General features: G+C 43.7%; 16 protein-coding genes. 3 read left to right on the forward strand and 13 right to left on the reverse strand.

Annotated features, from left to right (window positions below; all coding sequences use genetic code 11):
- Positions 1-103: 103 nt before the first annotated feature.
- Positions 104-1,216, reverse strand: coding sequence for a SpoIIE family protein phosphatase (locus J7E32_RS11460; RefSeq protein ID WP_214907361.1), 1,113 nt, complete (start codon positions 1,214-1,216; stop codon positions 104-106).
- A gap of 337 nt (positions 1,217-1,553) precedes the next feature.
- Between J7E32_RS11460 and J7E32_RS11465 the strand changes: the two genes are divergently transcribed.
- On the forward strand, positions 1,554-2,309 hold the full coding sequence (locus J7E32_RS11465; RefSeq protein ID WP_214907362.1) for a sporulation initiation factor Spo0A C-terminal domain-containing protein: 756 nt from the start codon (positions 1,554-1,556) through the stop codon (positions 2,307-2,309).
- 168 nt (positions 2,310-2,477) lie between these two features.
- Positions 2,478-2,840 (forward strand): PilZ domain-containing protein, encoded by a 363-nt coding sequence (locus tag J7E32_RS11470; protein ID WP_214907364.1) that lies wholly within the window; start codon positions 2,478-2,480, stop codon positions 2,838-2,840.
- 55 nt (positions 2,841-2,895) lie between these two features.
- Here J7E32_RS11470 and J7E32_RS11475 read toward each other — a convergent pair whose 3' ends face one another.
- On the reverse strand, positions 2,896-5,526 hold the full coding sequence (locus J7E32_RS11475; protein ID WP_214907366.1) for a PAS domain-containing hybrid sensor histidine kinase/response regulator: 2,631 nt from the start codon (positions 5,524-5,526) through the stop codon (positions 2,896-2,898).
- A gap of 281 nt (positions 5,527-5,807) precedes the next feature.
- On the opposite strand from J7E32_RS11475, the gene J7E32_RS11480 reads away from it, so the two are divergent.
- Positions 5,808-5,945 (forward strand): hypothetical protein, encoded by a 138-nt coding sequence (locus tag J7E32_RS11480; RefSeq protein WP_214907368.1) that lies wholly within the window; start codon positions 5,808-5,810, stop codon positions 5,943-5,945.
- Between the two features lie 61 nt (positions 5,946-6,006).
- On the opposite strand, the gene J7E32_RS11485 is transcribed toward J7E32_RS11480, so the two are convergent.
- From J7E32_RS11485 to J7E32_RS11535, 11 genes are all read right to left on the reverse strand, one after another.
- Complete coding sequence (locus J7E32_RS11485) at positions 6,007-7,248, reverse strand: EAL and HDOD domain-containing protein (RefSeq protein WP_214907370.1); 1,242 nt, start codon at positions 7,246-7,248, stop codon at positions 6,007-6,009.
- 141 nt (positions 7,249-7,389) lie between these two features.
- Positions 7,390-7,956 carry a helix-turn-helix domain-containing protein gene (locus J7E32_RS11490; RefSeq protein ID WP_286183024.1) on the reverse strand — a complete coding sequence of 189 codons (567 nt, stop codon included), beginning with the start codon at positions 7,954-7,956 and terminating at the stop codon, positions 7,390-7,392.
- A gap of 147 nt (positions 7,957-8,103) precedes the next feature.
- Complete coding sequence (locus J7E32_RS11495) at positions 8,104-8,511, reverse strand: GNAT family N-acetyltransferase (RefSeq protein ID WP_214907371.1); 408 nt, start codon at positions 8,509-8,511, stop codon at positions 8,104-8,106.
- Complete coding sequence (locus tag J7E32_RS11500) at positions 8,498-9,184, reverse strand: HAD family hydrolase (protein ID WP_286183025.1); 687 nt, start codon at positions 9,182-9,184, stop codon at positions 8,498-8,500. Before J7E32_RS11500 ends, J7E32_RS11495 begins: the two co-directional genes overlap by 14 nt.
- A 236-nt stretch (positions 9,185-9,420) precedes the next feature.
- Positions 9,421-11,877, reverse strand: a complete 2,457-nt coding sequence (locus J7E32_RS11505) for a S8 family serine peptidase (protein ID WP_214907372.1) — start codon at positions 11,875-11,877, stop codon at positions 9,421-9,423.
- 450 nt (positions 11,878-12,327) lie between these two features.
- Positions 12,328-13,758, reverse strand: a complete 1,431-nt coding sequence (locus J7E32_RS11510) for a S8 family serine peptidase (protein ID WP_286183027.1) — start codon at positions 13,756-13,758, stop codon at positions 12,328-12,330.
- Between the two features lie 610 nt (positions 13,759-14,368).
- Positions 14,369-15,025, reverse strand: a complete 657-nt coding sequence (locus tag J7E32_RS11515) for a response regulator (RefSeq protein ID WP_214907373.1) — start codon at positions 15,023-15,025, stop codon at positions 14,369-14,371.
- Positions 15,000-16,859, reverse strand: a complete 1,860-nt coding sequence (locus J7E32_RS11520; protein WP_286183029.1) for a GAF domain-containing sensor histidine kinase — start codon at positions 16,857-16,859, stop codon at positions 15,000-15,002. The genes J7E32_RS11515 and J7E32_RS11520 overlap by 26 nt, the downstream gene beginning before the upstream one ends.
- Positions 16,860-17,072: 213 nt before the next feature.
- Positions 17,073-18,005: a peptide ABC transporter permease gene (locus J7E32_RS11525; protein ID WP_214907374.1), complete on the reverse strand. Its 933-nt coding sequence runs from the start codon at positions 18,003-18,005 to the stop codon at positions 17,073-17,075.
- On the reverse strand, positions 18,002-18,850 hold the full coding sequence (locus tag J7E32_RS11530) for an ABC transporter permease subunit (protein WP_214907375.1): 849 nt from the start codon (positions 18,848-18,850) through the stop codon (positions 18,002-18,004). Before J7E32_RS11530 ends, J7E32_RS11525 begins: the two co-directional genes overlap by 4 nt.
- A gap of 399 nt (positions 18,851-19,249) precedes the next feature.
- Positions 19,250-19,771 (reverse strand): hypothetical protein, encoded by a 522-nt coding sequence (locus J7E32_RS11535; RefSeq protein ID WP_214907377.1) that lies wholly within the window; start codon positions 19,769-19,771, stop codon positions 19,250-19,252.
- Positions 19,772-19,999 lie beyond the last annotated feature (228 nt).

The following is a 19,999-nucleotide window of genomic DNA, read 5'->3' on the forward strand; positions in this document are numbered from 1 at the left end:
AGATCAAAAAAGCCCTTAAAGATATGGATTATGATTTGCAATACCGGAAGCCAAGAAGGATGGGAGCCTTGAACTCCCATCCTTTTCTTATGATGTATCGACATTATAGCCGCACAGACACCACTGTAACATCATCTGCCTGCTCAGCACCCGCGAGAATGCCCTTGACAAAATGTTCAAGACGCATACGATGAAGACTAAACAGTCCTTCTCTTTTTAGCAGATCCTCACATTCTGAGGGTCTCACTTTCAGGGTATCTGCAATACCATCAGTAAATAGAAAGATCATGTCTCCGTACGTGTAGTTGATTGAACCAACCTTGATGTTCGGATGTGCTGCCAGACCGATTGGCACAGTTTTAACATTCAACTCCACCGCTTCGCCATTCCTGCCAAATACTAATCCATTCGGACTTCCTGCATTGAAATAGTGAACTGACTTTTTATTTGTATCGACCAGCAAGTAGATACCAGTACAATATTTCACCTTCGAATGGAATAATTGATTGAAGTGCTTGTTCAGTTCTAAATAGACATCAATCGGGTTACTCGCTCTTTTTATGATGCCTTCCAACAATGACCTGACTGACATGCTGATCAAGCTGGAAGTGATTCCATGACCGACGATATCGAGCAAAATGATTCCATACTGGTGATCATTGATTTGATACCAGGCATACATGTCTCCCGATAGCTGATGAGAAGGTAGATACACTCCCTCAACCTCAATATCAATACTCTTCATTGGAGGTACCAGGACGCTTTTTTGCAGCTGCCTGGCAAGTTCCATTTCCTTTTCATGTGCAAGGGCAAGAAGCTTCCGATCGGTGTTATTCAAATGAATGATAACGGCGCCATCGATCTGGTCAGATTCTTGTTTCTTCTTGTATGGTGTAACGGTCATGATGAACCACCGCATCTCATTTGGAGAATGACAAGGATATTCTTCCCGGTACTTATCTATTTTACCTGAGAGCACTTCAACAATCCCCTGCACGGTTCCCTGATTGGCTGCCTGGAAATAATTCACGCCTCGACCACAGTGCTGAAGAGTCCCGCCATTCTCAAGGCAAAATTCATTCCAAGCCCTGTTTGTTGCGATGATCGTCCCCTGCAAGTCAATAACCGCTACCTGATAGATAAGCGAATCGAGAACAGCCAGGTCAAACTCTCCTGTATTCACGTGCCCCAAACCTGTCTCAACCAATGTCCTCATAGTTCATTTCACCCCGACCTATTCAACGATATAAAGCGCTGAAGGGCCGACACACAGCGCTTTATTTCGACATATGATTATATAGGAATATCTTATCATTCCTGACAAGAGAATGGAATATGTGAACTAAGGGGATATATGCTTTTGTAACTTGAAAACCTTCCTATTGCAAAATGGGGAAGATACTTTCAACCATACCGAACCGAAGAACCCTCCCCATCTTCTGTAATACATACATATCAGTAGGAAAATAGGACATTTCGCGCAGGTTTATTGAATCAGAGGACAATCCTTTCTACTATTTAAGTAAGTCCATCAGAAGGGAGATGTCTTATAGTTGGGTAAATTAAAAGTTTTTATCGCTGAACATGATCCGCTCCTATCTAGTGAATTATCTAGCGTGATCGGTTCCGAACCAGATATGGAAGTTGCCGGAGTAGCGAATGATGGGATGAGCTGCCTCACATCGGAAAAATTGCCTTCAGCTGATGTATTGGTTCTTAATGATATCCTGAGCCATATAGATGGTTTCTCTTTATTGCAAAAGATGCACGAACATGGTATTACTCCATCCATCGTGGTTCTTATCACAACATTTATTAATGATTATGTCCAAAAACTGGCTGCAGAACAGCAGGTCGATTTCATTCTCCCAAAGCCTGTCAAGCCTGAGGAATTACTGGCTGTTATCAGGAAATCCAAGCGACAACAGCCTGTCTCCTCCGATTCCTTAAGGGACTTAAACTCAAAGATAAAAGATACTCTCGAAGCAATCGGAATCCCAAACCATTTAATAGGGTTTCATTACATTCAGGAAGCCATAGTCTTAAATCATGACAACATATCAATTCATGACTCTTTTACTAATAAACTCTTTCCACTCATCGCTGAAAAAAACAGAACATCCACGCTGAATGTCATGCGCCGGATGGAATACGCGATTGAAGCTGCATGGGATCAAAGATACAAGAACACCAATCCCATTAAGCAAAGATTTCAAACTTTGAGTCCCGATGAATCCTCTCCATCATTAAAAAAATTCATCCGGTTTGTCGTCAATGCTATGATTCTCTATCCTCAGGAAAAAAACTAGTGTGTCGGCTGTCTGATCTAAATTGGCAGCAAGCTAAAAAACACAGTAACATTCTAAGTCTTCAGCAAAAAGAAAACTTATTAGATGGTACGGTTTTTCCTTGTTTAATAGAAGAGCCATCATCACATAGGCATGAGCCATTAAAATAACTTTTTCGAGGTGGTATAAATGAGATATAAAAGAGGTGAAAGCTTTCGGTTTGCATTCGGCAGCCCACTTCCCGCCTATTTTTCCATCGTTAAAATCGACCAGGAGCTGATGGACACTTCGGAGGGTTCTGCCTTCTTGGTTGATATTAGTCCGAATGGAATGAAGCTATCTACTTCACTGGATGTACCCATAACCGATAAAACCGTCTTCCTGGGCATCCGCTTTACCTTGAATGATACTCACTTTGTCACGCAAGGCGAAATCCTTTGGAAAAAACAGCAGTACAAAGACTTCCATTATGGTATTCAGGCCCATTTTGAAGAAGGTCAGCAAGAGAAACTGATTGAAGAACTCAAAATCTTTGCCAAGAAAAGAACATAGAAGCAAAGGGAGGGCACCCAGTTTGCAACTTGCAATCCAGGTTACCCTCCCTCTGTTATTTGAATTGGTTTACAACTTCTCTAATCTTTGCTAATTCAATCGGCTTTGTGATGTAGTCGGATGCTCCTGATCGCATGGCCTCTTCTTTGATTTCCTCCAGTGAGTTGGCGGTGACAATAATGATAGGAATGTCCTTTGTTTGTGGCTTACCCTTCAGCTCCCGGAGAACTTCCATGCCGTCTATATCAGGAAGGCCCAAATCGAGCAGGATGAAATTGACTTGTGTTTCTTCAGCCAGCTTAAGCCCATGCTTCCCTTCTTTTGCTGTCAACAACTGAACATTCGTAATGGATTCCAGCATTCCCCTCATCACTTCGATATTCATCTGCGTATCTTCAATATACAAAACTTTTAAAGAACTTTCTTCCTGATTCAGGCTGAATGGCCGGTTATCACACTGACCATCGCATTCTTTGACAGGAAACCGTACCCAAACCGTGGTTCCTTTTCCCAATTTGCTTTCGATTCCGAACGAACCATTCATATTCCTGGTCAGCTTTTCCACTATAGCCAGTCCAAGACCCGATCCATCCTCTGTTGATTGGCCTTTCACCCGGTAAAATGGCTGCTTTATATATTCCAAGTGCTCTTGCTCTATGCCAATTCCATCGTCAATGATTGTATAGGTAATAGTGTCATTCTCTTTTGTCACTTTCAATATGACGCTTCCACCGGGGGAATTGTATTTGATGGCATTTGAAATCAGATTGAGCAGGATTTGGGTCAGCCGGATTGGGTCGGCTTCAACGAATCCATCCAGATTTAGTTTTTCCACTTTAAAATTAATCTTTTTACTTGCAGCCAGTCCCTGCGCTATATGGGTCACATCATTAATCGACTTTCCGACAGACAAAGATTGCAGCTCGGTTTTCACATGGCCTGTCTCCAGCATCGTAAAGTCCAGGATATCCTGGATCAATCCATTTAATAATTGGGCAGAATAATGAATTCTTTCCAATTGAAGCCTGACATTTTCATTTATCGACTGATCCAATGTCAGCAGCTGCGAATAACCAAGAATACTATTCAAAGGTGTTCTTAAGTCATGGCTAATTTGTGATAGAAGCAGATTTTTCGACTGATTGGCTTTTTCCGCGCTGCGTGTAGCTTCTTCGAGCGATTCCATCGTCTTTTTCGACTTTGTGATATCGCGGAATACCCATAGCCTCGCCTGTGTTTCATCTTGCAGTACGAATGGAATAAAATCGTATTCTATAAATGCACCATTGACCAGTTCCAGTTCCTGTCCTGTCACCAATTCATTCTGCTGGACAATCGTTTGAATTTTTTTCATTTCAGAATGAGGATATTTAACAATCTGCAGCAGATGTTTATAAAATTCCTTAATATGTCGTTGCTTGAAAGAGATTTCTTTTTCGAAAGGATAATACGCGGATAAACTTTCAGAAACCAGTTCTATAGTGTCATTTTTAATAAGCAAAATCCCTTCCTGCAGGGAGTTAATCAGCTTGGTTTCGATATGATGGGCATCCCGAAGTTTTTGTTCATCCCTTTTCCTCTCGGTAATATCCGTTCCTACCCATATATGGATTCGTTTGCTGCTATTCAAATGTAAGGGGATATAATCGACACTCAGATACTTGTTATTAAAGAGTTCAATCTCCCAGTCTTTGACGAGCTCATGCCCTTCCATAATTGATACCGCTTGTCTTATTGCTCCTTCACCATCGACCATTCTTCTGCTAATCCTTTCTAGCCATACTAGGGATGATTGGCCAATAAATGAATTCTCCTGTCTGCTCACCTCAAATAATTCATAGCTCTTTTGATTCGACAGTTTAACATAATCATCTTCTATGACCGTCATGCACATCTGCAAGGAATCGAGCAGTGTTTCATCAAAAGTCAACGCTTCCTTGAGCCCTGTATGGATCGCTTGCTGCAGCGAAATATCGCGCACAATAACCAACAGACGAATTTCATCTGTCATATACTTCGTGAAGGTCACATGGACATGCACAGCTGACTTCTCCTTCGTCAAATACTGGCATTGGATCGTCGCCGTCCCCTTCTCCTTTAATGAGTGATATACCTCTATCGTTATGTCGTAAGAATCCGGATGCAATAAATCAAAAACATTCAGGGCAAGAAATTCATCCCTTGAATAACCTAGCACTTCTAGCATCTTTTGGTTCACTTCAATGAACTTCGGCATTGATTTATCAAAGTCAACTAAAAACATCGCATCACCTGCATGATGCAGGATGGTTTCAAAATGCATCTTCCAGCTGTCAGTTTTCTTTTGGTGCTCCTGGGCTAACTCTACCTGCAGAGTCTTGTCTGTAAAGATGGCCATAACTCCCTGGAACTCACCTTGGTTTTCCAATAATTTAGTTTCTACACTGACATGGATATTCAAATCCCTGAGCAAAATGGGATGAAAATGTAGCGAATGCTCTTTTTTTAACACTAAGGACCTTGTGATGATACGGATATCTTCGGGAGCCTTCGGAAAAGCCTCCAACATAGTCTTCCCTATCACATCTTCACGGTTTGTTTTCAACAGCCGCTCGAAGGCTTGGTTTATGTATTGAATGGAATGATCCTTCGAAATGATGATAATCCCTTGTTCAAGCCCTTCCAGTCCCATTTGCAAAAAATTCATGTTCCTTCTCTCCCCCTGCAGCAGTTTATTAGGGATCCGTTATTTTCTTCGTTTCCACGGAATCTATATTAGTTCTATTTTACTATAATTTCAGAGTTCCTACGATTACAATTGAACAACTTAAGATTTATTTCAATATCCTCCAGAGAGAAATGCGGCTCAGCGCCAGCGCCGCGGAAAGCGAAGCGCCTGGAACGGAAATCAACCGCCCCATTTCCCTTCCAACGAACAAAAAGCGCAAGCGCCTCGTTCAGCCCCGACAAGCGCTGGAGGGCCGACCAGTGAAGTCGTTCTTTAACTTCATGGGGCGGACCGAAGCGACTCGAGGGGCTAGGCGCTGGAGCTGGATTAAGAAGCCTACACGTAGTTATCCACAAATAGAAATTTTTATAATTTATTTAACAACAAAAAAACTGTAAACAAAAATGATTTTCATCGAGTTTGTCTACAGTCTGAAGCATGCGGATGCATGCTTATTATTTATATATTCACTTCACTTAAAACCTTGGTCGCCCAGTCACTCGCCTCGCCATAGAGCCTGAATAGCTCTTCCACCGGCATAGGGGTTGGATTGAAGGTCAGCTCCACATCTTCGTGAAAGGCGTGTTCGATGTCTTTTAAAAATTGGAGCATGACATATTCGTCGTTCTTCTCACCGGATAAGGCATCTTTCAGCTCATTGCTTAACGGCAGGTCTTCAAGCAGCTCCTCCATCGGATGGTGCAGTAAGGAATCCATCAAGGAGAACATTCCGAGCAGGAAGTATTTTGACGCCAGCACTTCTCTGCCTACTTTCCTGCCGATCAGTTCGCCTAGTTTCCCGCGCTTTAGCGACAACTCGATGATTTCCCGTTCCTTGGTATCGCCCGAACCTTTGTCGGCTCCCCTGATCGCTAATACATAAATCCACTTTTTGATTTCATTGAGACCTAATAGAATGATGGCTTGCTTTATCGAGGAAACCTCATTCCTTGGCCTGAAAACCGGGTTATTGATCAGCCTCAGAAGCTTATAGGAAAGGGATATATCCTTTTCGATAACATCCTTTATCCTTTCAAGATCAGGCTCCGGACTCTCTATTTCTTTTAAGATTTGAAAATACGAATGATAGTAAGATGGGATATCATAGCTGTTCAGAATGACTGGTTTGCTGAAATAAAAACCCTGGAAATAGACAAATCCGTCTTCTTTTGCCTCTATGTACTCTTCAATCGTTTCGACTTTTTCAGCAAGAAACTGAATGTTACGCTCCTTAATAAAACGGATCATTTCCTGCCTGTCACTTCGGCTCGTCGTCCGGAAATCAATCTTGATAATATCTACATAATCTAAAATTCGAACAGTCAATTCGTTCCACTGAGAAACAAAGAAATCGTCAAGCGCAATCGTGTATCCATGCTTCTTCAGCTCTTTGCAAATCCCCAGAATGTCTTCATTCAGCTCCACTGTTTCCAGGATCTCGACAACGATGGATAATGGATTGAAATAGGAAGGTACACCGAGTTTTAATAGTTTATCAGTAAAATTAATAAAACAAGGCTTGCCATTCGATAATTCTTTAATTCCAATATTCAAGAAACTATTTACGATTACATCTGTTGTAGCCTGGTCCCCATCAGTGTGCTGATAATTATTGACCGAGCTGTTCCTGTATAGCAATTCATAAGCAACTGTCTTTTCATTTATATCAAATATAGGCTGCCTGGCAACATAAATATCCATAAAGACTCCTCCCGAGGACGTGAGACGACATTTCTGTAAATATAAAACAATACTTTTGTAGGAAAAATATACTATTATTTTACAAGTATTACAAGAGTCTAAAAATATTTACCATATATTGCAGGCTTTTTCATAATGAATTCATTCAGTGAGGCGTTTGATTTTTTTGCGGATGGACTCTCTTGTCCGCCCGAGCATATCAGAAATCTCTGCCAGCGTTTTTCCGCAGCAATGCCATTCAAGGACGAGATTTTCTTCGTGCTTGGTCCATGCTTTGTAATTCGTGACTTGCCGTGGAATTTTACGTTCTTCTGCCACCCAATAGGGTTCAGGCGGAAGTGCGTCCGGTTCGAGCTTGGAGAAATCAATTTTATGACGGTTTTTCTCTGCCCACGCCCAAAAATCATCGGTATTGATAAATGTGAATTTCTTCTTACTTCGGGTAATTCGCAGATGGGAATCAAGGTCATGATTGAGGATCCATTGCATGACGGTATTTCGGTCAACCTTGAGGATTTTAGCAAGTTCTCCTGCTGTAAGCATACCTGTGTAGGATTTTGTGTGGGAAAGACCCATTCTAGTGATTTTTACTTCAAGGGCTACGATACTGCGATTCAGCCTTCTGGCAATAATAGATAACGATTGGCTGCCAAGCTGGTCTTTGATCATCTGTATATCTTCAGGTGCATATTTCATCTTAGATTTCATCCATCCTTTAATCTAAAATTACCAGTTATTGAGTTTCACTTGGCTTATTAAAACACATTTAAAGGTCAAGAAGAATACCTCGCCCAGTATAAATACACCCTTTCCTACCATTTAATAACCGAGGGATTTTTTTCCATATGAAAATGGTTAGTACTTTCGATACATCCCATATGAATTAGGGTATGTATAGTCAAAACCAAATTGTTCATACAGCTTGTCTGCCGGGGCATCCGCAATTAGACTGACGTATGAACCCTCATAGGTGTGTTTATCAAGGTATTTCACGAGCTCCCCCACCACCAGTTTCCCAAGTCCCTTCCCCTGAAAGGCAGGCTTGACGGCGATATCGACTACTTGAAAAAATGAGCCACCATCACCAATAATCCGGCCCATCGCCACCAACGTCGACTCATCATAAACTGTGACAGCAAACAATGAATTCTTCAGTCCGATTCGCGCCGCCTCCTGTGATTTCCCGCTCATCCCCGCTTCAAGACGAAGATTGATGTAGGCTGAGGGGCTCGGGGCATCATATGAAACATTAAAATCGGTCATTCAGTTCAACTCCCTTTTGTATAATACCTAATAATTCTTCCAGCTCCTCGATGGTAAAATCCGCTTCCGAACTGTGCCAATAGTCATCTCGCTTCCAAATCCCTATCATTCCGGCCCTTTTGGACGCTGCCACATCATTTTCAGGATGGTCACCTACAAATATACTGCCAGCTGCTGATACTGAAAGAGCCTCCATCCCCTTCTGGAAGATCCGGGAATCCGGCTTCCTCAACTCCACTGCTTCCGAGATTAGAATGGAATCAAAGTAACCCTCGATCCCCAAAGCTTTTATATTGGCCATCTGGAAGTGGGTTTTTCCATTCGAAATGATGCCCAGCTTCATACCCATTTGCTTTAGTTGCCCAAGAACTTCATGCAGGTTTTGGAATCCTGCACATGAATGCTTGAAATTCATTATGTAATCTTCCAGCAGTTGTTCCAATGTCAGGTCCAATACGTTAAACTCCTGTAAAAGCTCACTGTAAACTTTGTCCTTCCACACGTATCCGCGGGCATCCAATTCAATGAATCTATTTTTATAAAGCTGCTCATCTATCCCAATCAATTCAGGCTTAAAGCGTTCATATTGTTCATCAATAAATTTCACAAGAGATGTCTCGCGGTCAAGCAAGGTTCCGTCAAAATCAAAAAAGAATGCTTCTATATGTCTCAACCAAGTTCCCCCTCTTTAACAAGAATGGATCTTTACGAATAATAGTCGATTTCTGCACGATATATGGTATTGATTTGAGCCTATTTATTAGGTTACTGTTTTTTGACTTCTTGAGCGAAGTTCGGCCAAAGCAGAGCTCCTACTTTTACCGTTTTTCTCTTACAGGACGATTTTCGGGTAATGCAGGGCTCCTGTGTAAAAAAGAACAGACCATTTCGGCCTGTTCTCATTTTACCTTATTTCAGGAAAGCGTTATAGTAGCGTGTCATTGCAACCGCAAAGTCACCGCGTGTATTTTTTACAGAAGGGTTGAAGCTTGCTGTTACCTTAGGTTTAAGATCATAAGGCCCCTGTGTGACAGCGAATTTTGCATTAAGGATATTCAGGTCGAGAGCCACCTGGACATAGCCTTTCAAATGGTCAGGAACTTCTGTTGCGTCCGAGATTGCAATTCTTTCGTCATTATACAGGACTGTCAGCTGTCCATCGAATTCCTCTGCCTCTTTTTGCAGACCTAATGATTGAACCAGTGAATATGCCAGCTCAGCTCGGGTTACGCCTTCCTTTGGTGCGAATTTGCCGTTTGCTCTCGGCAAGATGACACCCTTCTGGATGTGTTGCTGGTCACGGAAGGAAGCTCCTTTTGCTGTGGCTGCTTCTACGAATGGAAGGTCTGTACTGGAGACATCAGAGAAACTCGGTGTTGTTGGCAATGACTGCTTAATTTCAGCTCCCATCACCAGGTATTTAGCCAGCTCTGCTCTTGTTAAAAGCGCATCAGGTTTGAAGGCTCCATTCGAAAAGCCGTCGAATAATCGTTCACTTACGCCCATTTTAATCGCATCGGCTGCCGGGTGTCCGGCAATATCGCTCAATCCGGAGAAACCGCTGACCTTTGTGAAGGCCATTTCTCCTTTTACCGTTTCAGGCAATGCCAGGCCAAGTGGATTCGAATCAGCGCCGCGTAGTCCGCGGATTTCAGCCTTCCATGCTCCTGGTGCAGGAGAAGTCACCGATACTGTGCGATCATAGTAGAGCGGGAACAGCAGGCTGACACCCGAGCTGTATTCTGTGCCATCCGGAGCGTTCAGCACAAGGTTGATCGGATTGCCCGTTTGTTCCATGAGACCAGCTCCGTCTACTTTTGCCACAAGGCTGGACATTCCTTCTTCGACTGTAAATTCATATTGATTGTCAGAAATAAATGTCAGCGGGTTGTAGTCAACCGAAAATTCCTTGCGTTCCGTTGAAGATTCAACAGTGCTATAAAAGGTCTGGTTTGAATTCAACGTCGAACCATAATCCATGTCATTGAATGCCTGATCAATTGCAGCATAAGCATTCACATAGCCTGCGCCGACTTCCCATGTTTCATAGCCTGGCATATTGGTAGCTGTCTGCTCAAGGATTTGCTTGATTTCAGCAGGAGATAATAATGGATTTGCCTCGAGCATTAATGCAACAATACCCGCAACATGCGGAGTCGCCATCGATGTACCGCTCATTGTAGTATAGTAAGGCAGGTACGCCGTTTCGATTGTTTGGGCATCCTGATCGATCGCCAGGCTTGCGACTGGACTAATGACACGAGTTGAAACGATATCCACACCAGGTGCCGTTACGGTCGGTTCGTCCTTCCACGTCCATTCCTTTCCATCCATTGTAAAAGTTCCGCCGACTCCTTTCGTTCCTCGTGAGGAGAAATCAGCCAGTTTGCCGTCCTTCACTCCGGCTGCCACGGAGATGACCCAAGGTGCTTTTGCATAAGGATTGTGCGTATTTTCTCCAGGACCTTCATTCCCTGCTGCAAAAAGAACCGTAATTCCGCGGTCATGCGCTTTTTTGCTGGCAATATTGATCGGGTCGTTGGAATCGAAGTCTCCTGATGAACCCCATGAATTCGTGATGACGCGGATATTGTACTGTGACTGATGTGTGATCGCGTAGTCGAAACCGCCGATGCCATCAAGCACGAACAACGCTGCTCCTGAACCGTAACCGATCAAGTCCGCACCTGGTGCAGCACCTTCATATTTTCCGCCAGACATTGCGCCAGTTCCACCGACCGTGCCAGCAACGTGTGTACCATGTCCAGAGTTAGTATCTGTGTTCGGTACGTTTTCCTGATAAGTTACTGGCAGCAAGCCTGGTGCAAGTGCATTCAAGTTTGTGGAGCCCATTACATTCTGGACAAGGTTTTTGCCAAGTTCATGGTCTTTATGTGTTCCGTCAACTCCACTGTCGTTCACGACAACACCGATTCCTTTTCCGGAAACAGGCAGGCCGCCGTTCGCTTTGCGGAAGCTGTCGTCCGTCCTCGCTTTATCGACGCCAGTGATTGCAGTGGCATCCGCATTGAAGTAAGTAAGTTTTCTGTTCATGTAAATCGATTGTACTTCCGGATTTGCCGCAAGCTTTTCGATTTGCGTTTTTGTAGCGATGACTCCGGAAATCGGCAATGATTTCATACTAATCCCCGTTTCAATGCCGAGCGTTTTTAACAGCGACAGCTGGGTGTTCGTAGGTGCACCATCGCCTTTAAAAGTAACAATAACCTCGAGTGAGCTAGCAGTGTCGAGTGCCTTGCTGACCAGCGGATCAATAACCGCCAGGCTGCTCGCCTTCCCCTGGGGTGCAGCAAATACCGGGAAAATGAGCAACAAGGCTAACAGCAGATACATAAAACGTTTCATGATATTCTCCTCTCATTCTATAAAATTTCGAATATTCCTAACTTAATTATCATGAAATCCCAGCAATAAAACTATTCTTCAAAGGTTATAAAATCAAATTCCGGAATGTCTATTCTGGCATCGTACAAAAGTTATAGATGGGTAGTGCTGATGTTTTTTGGTTAAGATTTTCCAAAATTAGGATGACGGTGCAATTTTCGGCAAGGTTGGTGCAATTACTGTCTTGGAACGTGCAATTCCGATGGAGTTCCGCGCAATTAGCTCCGCTGAGCAAGAGAATAATTTTTCCAGTTTGAAAATTTTCTAGATTTAGAGTCCCTATTCCAGTAATAAAAATATTTTCTGGCCGATTTCTCGCTTAATTCGTGAGTTTTCTCCTCAGCACTGCAAAAAAACCTACGCGGCGGAGTAAAAATCTCCCTTGCACAAGCAAGGGAGATCAACTAATCGTCATTTTTTCTTTTTAAAAGCAGCATCGACCGCATTATAAGCATTCACATAGCCTGCGCCGACTTCCCATACAGCGTAATTTGGCATTGATGTTGCTGTTTTTTCGAGGATGGATTTTACCTCGGCAGGCGACAGCAACGGATTAGCTTCGAGCATCAAGGCGATGATGCCGGCGACATGCGGAGCTGCCATCGATGTTCCGCTCATCGTCGTGTAATACGGCAGATGTGCCGGTTCAATATACTCAGCATCGGCAGTAGCACCCAGCGCTACGAGCGGGCTGATGACTCTCGTCGAAATGATGTCGACTCCAGGTGAGGTCACTGTCGGCTGGTCAACCCAATTCCATGTCTCTCCATCGACAGTTACGGTTCCTCCCCGTCCCTCTTCGCCGCGTGAAGAGAAATCTGCCAGCTTTCCGGACTTATCTCCAGCTGCTACAGTAACGACCCATGGAGCTTTTTTATAGTTTCCGGAAATGGTTTTAGCGTCCGGACCTGAATTCCCTGCGGAGAAAACCGTTACGATTCCGCGGTCATACAGTTTTTTTGTTGCGATATTAATAGGGTTATATGGATCAAAGTCCGTTCCAGCGTCGCCTGTGTCTCCCCAGGAATTCGTGATCACGCGGATGTTATATTCTTGCTGATGGGTCAGTGCATAATCAAAACCGCCTATAGTATCAAGCATCGCGACCGCCGCGCCTGATCCATAGCCAATCAGGTTCGCGCCAGGAGCAACTCCTTCATATTTCCCGCCTGACATTTCGCCAGTTCCGCCAACAATGCCAGCTACATGTGTACCATGTCCGGAGCTTGAATCGGTGTTCGGTACATTTTCAACATAAGTTACTGGCAGCAAGGTAGCATCAATAGCATTCAAGTTTGTCGAGCCCAATACGTTTTGGACAAGATGGCTGCCAAACTCCAGGTCACGATGCGTCCCGTCAACTCCACTGTCATTGATGACGACGCCAATTCCCTTACCTGTCACCGGCAAGCCGCCATTCAGCTTTCTCATCGTGTCATCTGTACGAACCTGGTCAACTCCGGTGATATCTGTCGCTTCACCATTTTCATATTTCAGCTTTTTATTAAGATAAATAGATACGACCTGATCACTTTGAGCAAGCTTATCAATCTGTGATTTAGTTGCGAGAATTCCAGCGATCGGCAGGCTGTTCAGCGTCAAACCTTTCGTGATTCCAAGCGTCTTCAGAAGATTTACCTGCTCAGGCAGAACAGCCTCATCACTTTTAAAAGTAACGATTGCTTCAACGGGGGAGATGGCTGTCAAAAGCGTTTTCGTCAGTTCAGAGTCAACCACAGCTTTGACAGGCTCAACTGCCTTTGTCGTTGTTCCAGGAATAATCGAGGCAAAGACCGTCGCAGCCATAAGAATAAATGATAAAAATGCAGCTTTAAACTTCATTCAATTTTTCAGCTCCTTAGCTATTTTTCTTAATATTCCCACAATATTCACATGAAAACCATTCTGCATTGTATTTAAAAAATAATATCCTCTGTACTAATCTTGGATACTACTAAAGTAGTATCCAAGAATAGCCTGATAATGAATGTTATGATTTTCCTCTTAGCATTCTATTTTGATTGCAATTAATTGGAGTGGCTTTTCCAATAAATACACCTCATGTATTTTACAAAAAAATGTAAAAAGTAGTGATTATGGTTGTTTTCGTAGTGATTATGGGAAATTTCGTAGTGATTATCTTGTTTTTTGGGGTGATTATCGCGATTTTCGTAGTGATTCTGATCATTTTCGTAGTGATTAATCTACCAGATTGATTCCTGATCAGACACGTCGGCTCTCGAACAGTTTTTTCTCCTCAAATCTGCTAGTAGATTGTCAAAAAATGCGGAATTCATCTCAAAGTACAAATAATGAACCATTTTTGCATAGACTGACACAGATCATCGCAAAATTCGGGAGTGATACAATAGGACGCGAGATCCTGTCAATAATCCCTGCTTCCTACATAACATAAAAGAGCCCCTTTCTCAGGGACTCTCAAAAAATCAATCTATGCCCCGCTTGATGTCGGCGGGATTGGTACTAGCTGGTGCTGGACGGCATGGATGACGACCTGGGAGCGGCTTTTGACGTTCAGTTTTTTGAAGATTTTGCTGACATGGATTTTGACGGTTTTGTCGCTGATGAACAGGCGGTCGGCGATTTCTTTGTTGCTGAGCCCTTCAACCAGGCAGAGCAGCACTTCCTTTTCACGCTCGGTCAGGGTTGTGTCCTCCTGCTGTGTTTCTTTTTGCTGATGGAAGGCGAGCAATTTCCTCGTCATCGAAGGATGGATGACCGATTCTCCACGGGCTACGGTCCGGATTGCCTCGACGACCTGGTCGGAAGGCGCGTCCTTCAATAAGTAGCCGTCCGCTCCTTCGCGGATCGCCGACATGAAGTATTCCTCATGGCTGTGCATCGTCAGCACAAGGATTTTAATGTGCGGGTATTTCTTCTTCAAAATCCCTGTGACTTCAACGCCATTTTTCATCGGCATGTTGATATCCATCAAGATCATGTCCGGATTGCAATTTTCCACCTTTAATAGTGCGTCGTCGCCTGATACGGCCTCGCCGACGACTTCGATATCTTCTTCAACAGATATAATATTCCGCAGTCCATCGCGGAGCACGGCATGGTCATCCACTAGCATGAGCCTGATCATTCGTGGTTTCCCCCTCGATTCCCATTCTAGGAACGGTGATGCTGACTTCCGTTCCTGAACCTTCCTTGCTGTCGATCTGCAGGGAGGCGTTGATTTTTTCAGCAGCATCGTTCATTTGCAAAATGCCGAAATGCGGCTGGTTCCTCGCCTTCAGCATCGCCTGGAACAGCGAGAACCCTTTTCCTTCGTCCTTGATTTTCAACAGTATATGCTCCGTTTGATAGCTTAAGAGAACTTCTACCTTCGTAGCCTGTGAATGCTTGATGGCGTTGTGAAGGCTTTCCTGGAATGTGTCGAACAGCACTTTTTCGACCATCGGGCTAAGCTCCTGCTCCTGGCCCCTGATCTCGAATTCGATGTCCTGCCGGTATTCCTTCTGAACCGCTTCGATTTTTCTTAAAATCGCTTCAGCCAGTGTCGCTTTTTGAGTCGGATACGGGCGCAATGCATAGATGGATTCACGCACTTCCTTCAGGCTCTCTCTCAGGCCAATGACACTCTCGTCCACAAGCTTCCTTGTTTCTTCAGGATTTTTTGTGAACTTCTTTCCCGCCGTTTCCAGCTTCATGACTGCCCCGGCAAGCGTCTGAGCCACCCCATCATGGATGTCACGGGCAATCCGGTTCCGCTCTTCAAGGACAATCACCTTTTCTTTTTCGGTAAAAAGCATCCGCGTCTTGATGATGACGGCCAGCTGGTTGGCAAGCGTTGCAATCGACTGGACATCGTGGTCCTCGAAGCTTTTCGTCCTGCTCCTGGCGATGATGAACATCCCGATTGTTTCGTTCTCAATGACAAGGGGCGAATAGACGAAAGCCTTAACGTCTTCTTCAAAACAGGCAGCCGCAACTCCGCCATCCTTTTTGCGATCATTAAAAACCACTGGGCTGCGCATTCTATCAAATTCAGCTAACGCCTCTGGCGGCATCTCACAATTTGATGCCGTCCTGCCATCTTTAAAGCTAAGCTCCCATTCGCCATCTTTTTTGATCCATAATAAACTGGCCTCTGCACCAATCAATTCATTGAAGCTCCCTCGTAAAGCCGAAAGCCAGCCCTGTGAAGGAAGCATCTGATTCAACTCGGAAGTGATCGAAAAAAGAAGCTTCAAGCGGTTCTTCTCTCTTTTCAGCCTGGCAATCGTCGCACTCAAGAGGGAGATGCCGACTAGCGGCGAGAAAAAGAAGAAGTATGCAAAGACATCGATTTCGCCGCGATTTTGGCTGCCAACGACATAAAGGGTAATTCCGTAAATCAACGAAATACCGGCACTATTCAGTTCCGTAAGACTCTTTTGCTTCCACATTTTAAAAGAATAATGCTGCGGCCTGATTACGAGCACAAGGTCGACAATCACGTTGTTGACCAGAACATAGACAGCCAGCAGGAAAATGTAACCTAACATCCCCTCAATAATCGGAGTAAGTGCCAGCTTTTCCAAGAGAGGTTCCATTAGAGGAAGTGCCGTTGCGGCAGCATAAAAACTGATCACGAGCTGGGCGGGGTTGAACAATACTGTCCTGAGCGGCCTCCTATGGACGAGATTCACGATCAGGACCGCGCTAGCATAAGCGATTGCAGTGTACGGAAATCCATACAGCAAAAATAAAACGTAGACCACCGGGAATGTGATCGCTGTATGCCCTCTCCAAACCGGCATCGGATAGTACTCGCTAATAAGCAGGAATAAAAATAACAATGCTAAAACAACCGGTTCGCCTGGCGGTTCCAATTTTACAAGAGAGAGAAGGATGAGCAGCCAGCCAATCAATGATACCGAGTTCATGAACAACTTTGCGGTCTTTTCCCTTCTTTGTGAAAGGGCCTTTTCCAAACAGCGCACCTCCTTTAAGTTTAGAATTTTCAGTTAATTAATTTTATCGCGGGAGTGCCCAAAACACAAATAAAACCCACTCACTGGCCGAATGGGGATACCACTAGCCAATGAATGGGCCAAACTCCCGAAGAGTTTTGTTGAACACTATTATGGCAAAATTTTTGCCTGCAGACTATTCATCAAACGGGGTATTTTTATAGTACGAAAGTGTTATACCCCTCTGTTCTTCCTCACCATATCCTTATAGTTGAAAAAGTCGCTCAAAGCCTTATTGATCATCGCTACGCTCAATGCGGTCAATGTGAAGAACAGGATCGGCACATAGACGATCCATTCATATGCGAGCATGAAACGCTTGTTCAATCCGATTAAGCCAGACCATTCATGGGTCACAGAAGTTGGCGGGTCGCCGTCCCCGATGATGGTTCCGCCAAATAGGATAATCATGACGCCAAGATGGACAAGAAGTGTCAGCACTTGCAGAAACTGCTGGCCGAACATCAATATCCATTCCTCGTACAGCTGCGGCAGGACATGTTTGAAGTATATATGCCGTTTGCTTCCGCCCAGCGTGATTGCCGATTCAATGAACTCTTCCCTCCACACCCTTCGTTTCTGCTCAATTAACTGGACAGTCAGAGCCGGCAGCGCAATCAAAATCAAGATGATGAATTCATACAGCGCTCTGACCCAAAAAGGATGATGGAAGCCTTCGATTGTATAAATGACCACTGTGCTTAAAAGGAAGTAAGAAATCAGCGTTTGCGGAAAAAAAGACAATGGCTCAGAGATTGCTTTTATCAGATTGAAAGTTCTTTCTGGAACACGAAATAAAAAGTAACTGAGCAGAATGGAAAGCGCCATCCTGAAAAAAGCGACGATCAGGACGATGCCAATTGAATATTTTGCTCCTTCAATCACGGTGTGGAGCATATCATAGCCATACATATCCGAGCCAAACAGAAAAACATCAAACGGCGGATATGGCGGCGCTTTTTCGAGGGTTCCATCTTCATTGTAAATGAACTGGACCTGCCTGATTTTCCCGTCATTCACAACGGTGTTCAAAATGCTTAGTGTCAGCAGGACCATCAGAAATGATATCCCAAATATGAATTTTTTCGTTTTCAGCAATCTGATCATATCGATAACCTTCTAAAATCTATTAGTCTATAAATCAGGAAAAATGGCGTAAAGAACAGAATGCAGCTGAACACGAAAAGCTCGACGGAAACATACCTGATATTGAACAGCATCAAACCATTCAGATTAAATATGTATTCGACCATGACCAGCGTCGAGAGCATCATCCACACAATCGTCTTGAAGTGCCCTTTCAAATCCTGACTGATATTGCGGACCACGTGGATATTCAACATGTAAAAATAGGACAGTCCTTTTGCTTTCGCCAATAATATGTACTGCTTATCCAGTTCTTCAAAGATTTTAAGGACGACAATCTGCGTCAAAAAAAGCGAAATTGGCAGGCTCAAACTGATGAGTGGAAGCAGGACTGCCTGGTTATCGCTGCCGAGCGAGGTCGTCTGGACGAATTTCACCCCGAAGGTTTTAAATACCCAAATCACAGCCGCCTGCAGCAGGAACATCCACAAAACATCAGGGACTGAGCGAATGATCTCTATAAAACTCAGAATATAGTCTTTTTTCTTTTCAAAAAAGAGGACGATCAAATAAGAAAGCAGGAATGCAAGGGCCAACGCCGTCAAAAAGGCAATCCCCAATGTCTTCATCGAGTAGAAAAAGCGGTCCATCACCGCCGGCAGCATCTCGTGCTTTCCATCGTAAGTTAGATTACTCAAGGTGAAGATTTTCAAAAACAAATCCTTTATGTTGTAAAAATACCCCTCTGTATCAAACGTCAAATCCCTCAAAAGGACTGGCAGGCTCCCGATGGCTATAAACAGGAGCACACCTGCTATGTACTGCAAAATAATAGTTATGAATCTTATTGCACTTTTTACCACCATAACGAATCCCCACAGCCTCTGCTCTTAGTCCTTAAAATTATAATTGAGTTTTTTGATTGTTTCCAGTTTTTTCATGACTGGTACTTAAGTAATAGAAGACAATAATCATCGTCTGAGAAAGCAGGTAGATTGGGAACGACCAATACATCTTATAGCCTTTGTCAAAATGGAACAGGCCGACCTTGAGCCCAATATACTCCAGCAGCATCGAGAGGGCCGACCATAATAGGATATAAGGAATGATTTTGAGCTAATCGTTATGTGAATTGAAAGAGCCATAAAAACATCCTTAAATAAAAGTTTTACACTCTTTACTGTCCATCTCCAGGCATCCTACACATCTGAAATTAAAAATAAGCATACAGCTTCGAAGCTGTATGCTTGGGTCAAGATCGAGCTTTAACCAAATAAAAGATGAATGCCTAATGCAACTCCAAATACAATGGAGATTGCCTGGTGAATCTTTTTATATGCAAGATACTTCTTCCCTCTCGCCCGCTTATCCAAAAACAAACCAAAGGATGCAAGTACGCCAAATCCGATCAAAGTGGCTAATCCGCTATAGATACTTTCCCATTCCTCATTTGTCTGCAGGAAAAAATAAGATCCATGTGCCAGCGCCGCAGAAAAAGCTGCCCAGCCAATCAGTGTATGATGCTCCCTTAATAGTTTGAAAGCCAGTTGGATCCATTTCAGCAAAACAAAATCCCGTTTTTTCAGCTGCAGGAACAGCAGTCTGATGATCCACAATGAAAAGGCTGTGATTGCCCCTATTTCCGCTATAGTTCCAATTTTCTCGTAAAACTCGCTCATCAAATCTGTCTCACCTATGACTAAGCCGAGGAACAATAGTGCGGCACAAACCGCCAAAACGCTGTAGCCACCAAACCTGATCCATTTTGAAATAACAACCGGGGACATCAGTTCCACTCCTTGTATTAAGAGAATGACAGAAGAAAATTGCCTTTATGCTCATTTTTACACCCATGGCAAAATATATGCCAATTCTATTAATTAGCTGAGGTCTTTTTTGTGAACTTCGCTGCTTCCTTATCCATTACCTTTATAATAGCCCCACGCGATTACTTAAACAACATGTACGAAAAGCCAGGACCAATTCCAAAACTGCATTTACAAAATGTATTTACT

Origin of the sequence: Bacillus sp. ISL-55 (genome assembly GCF_018613155.1) — a bacterium.
GTDB lineage: Bacteria > Bacillota > Bacilli > Bacillales > Cytobacillaceae > Mesobacillus.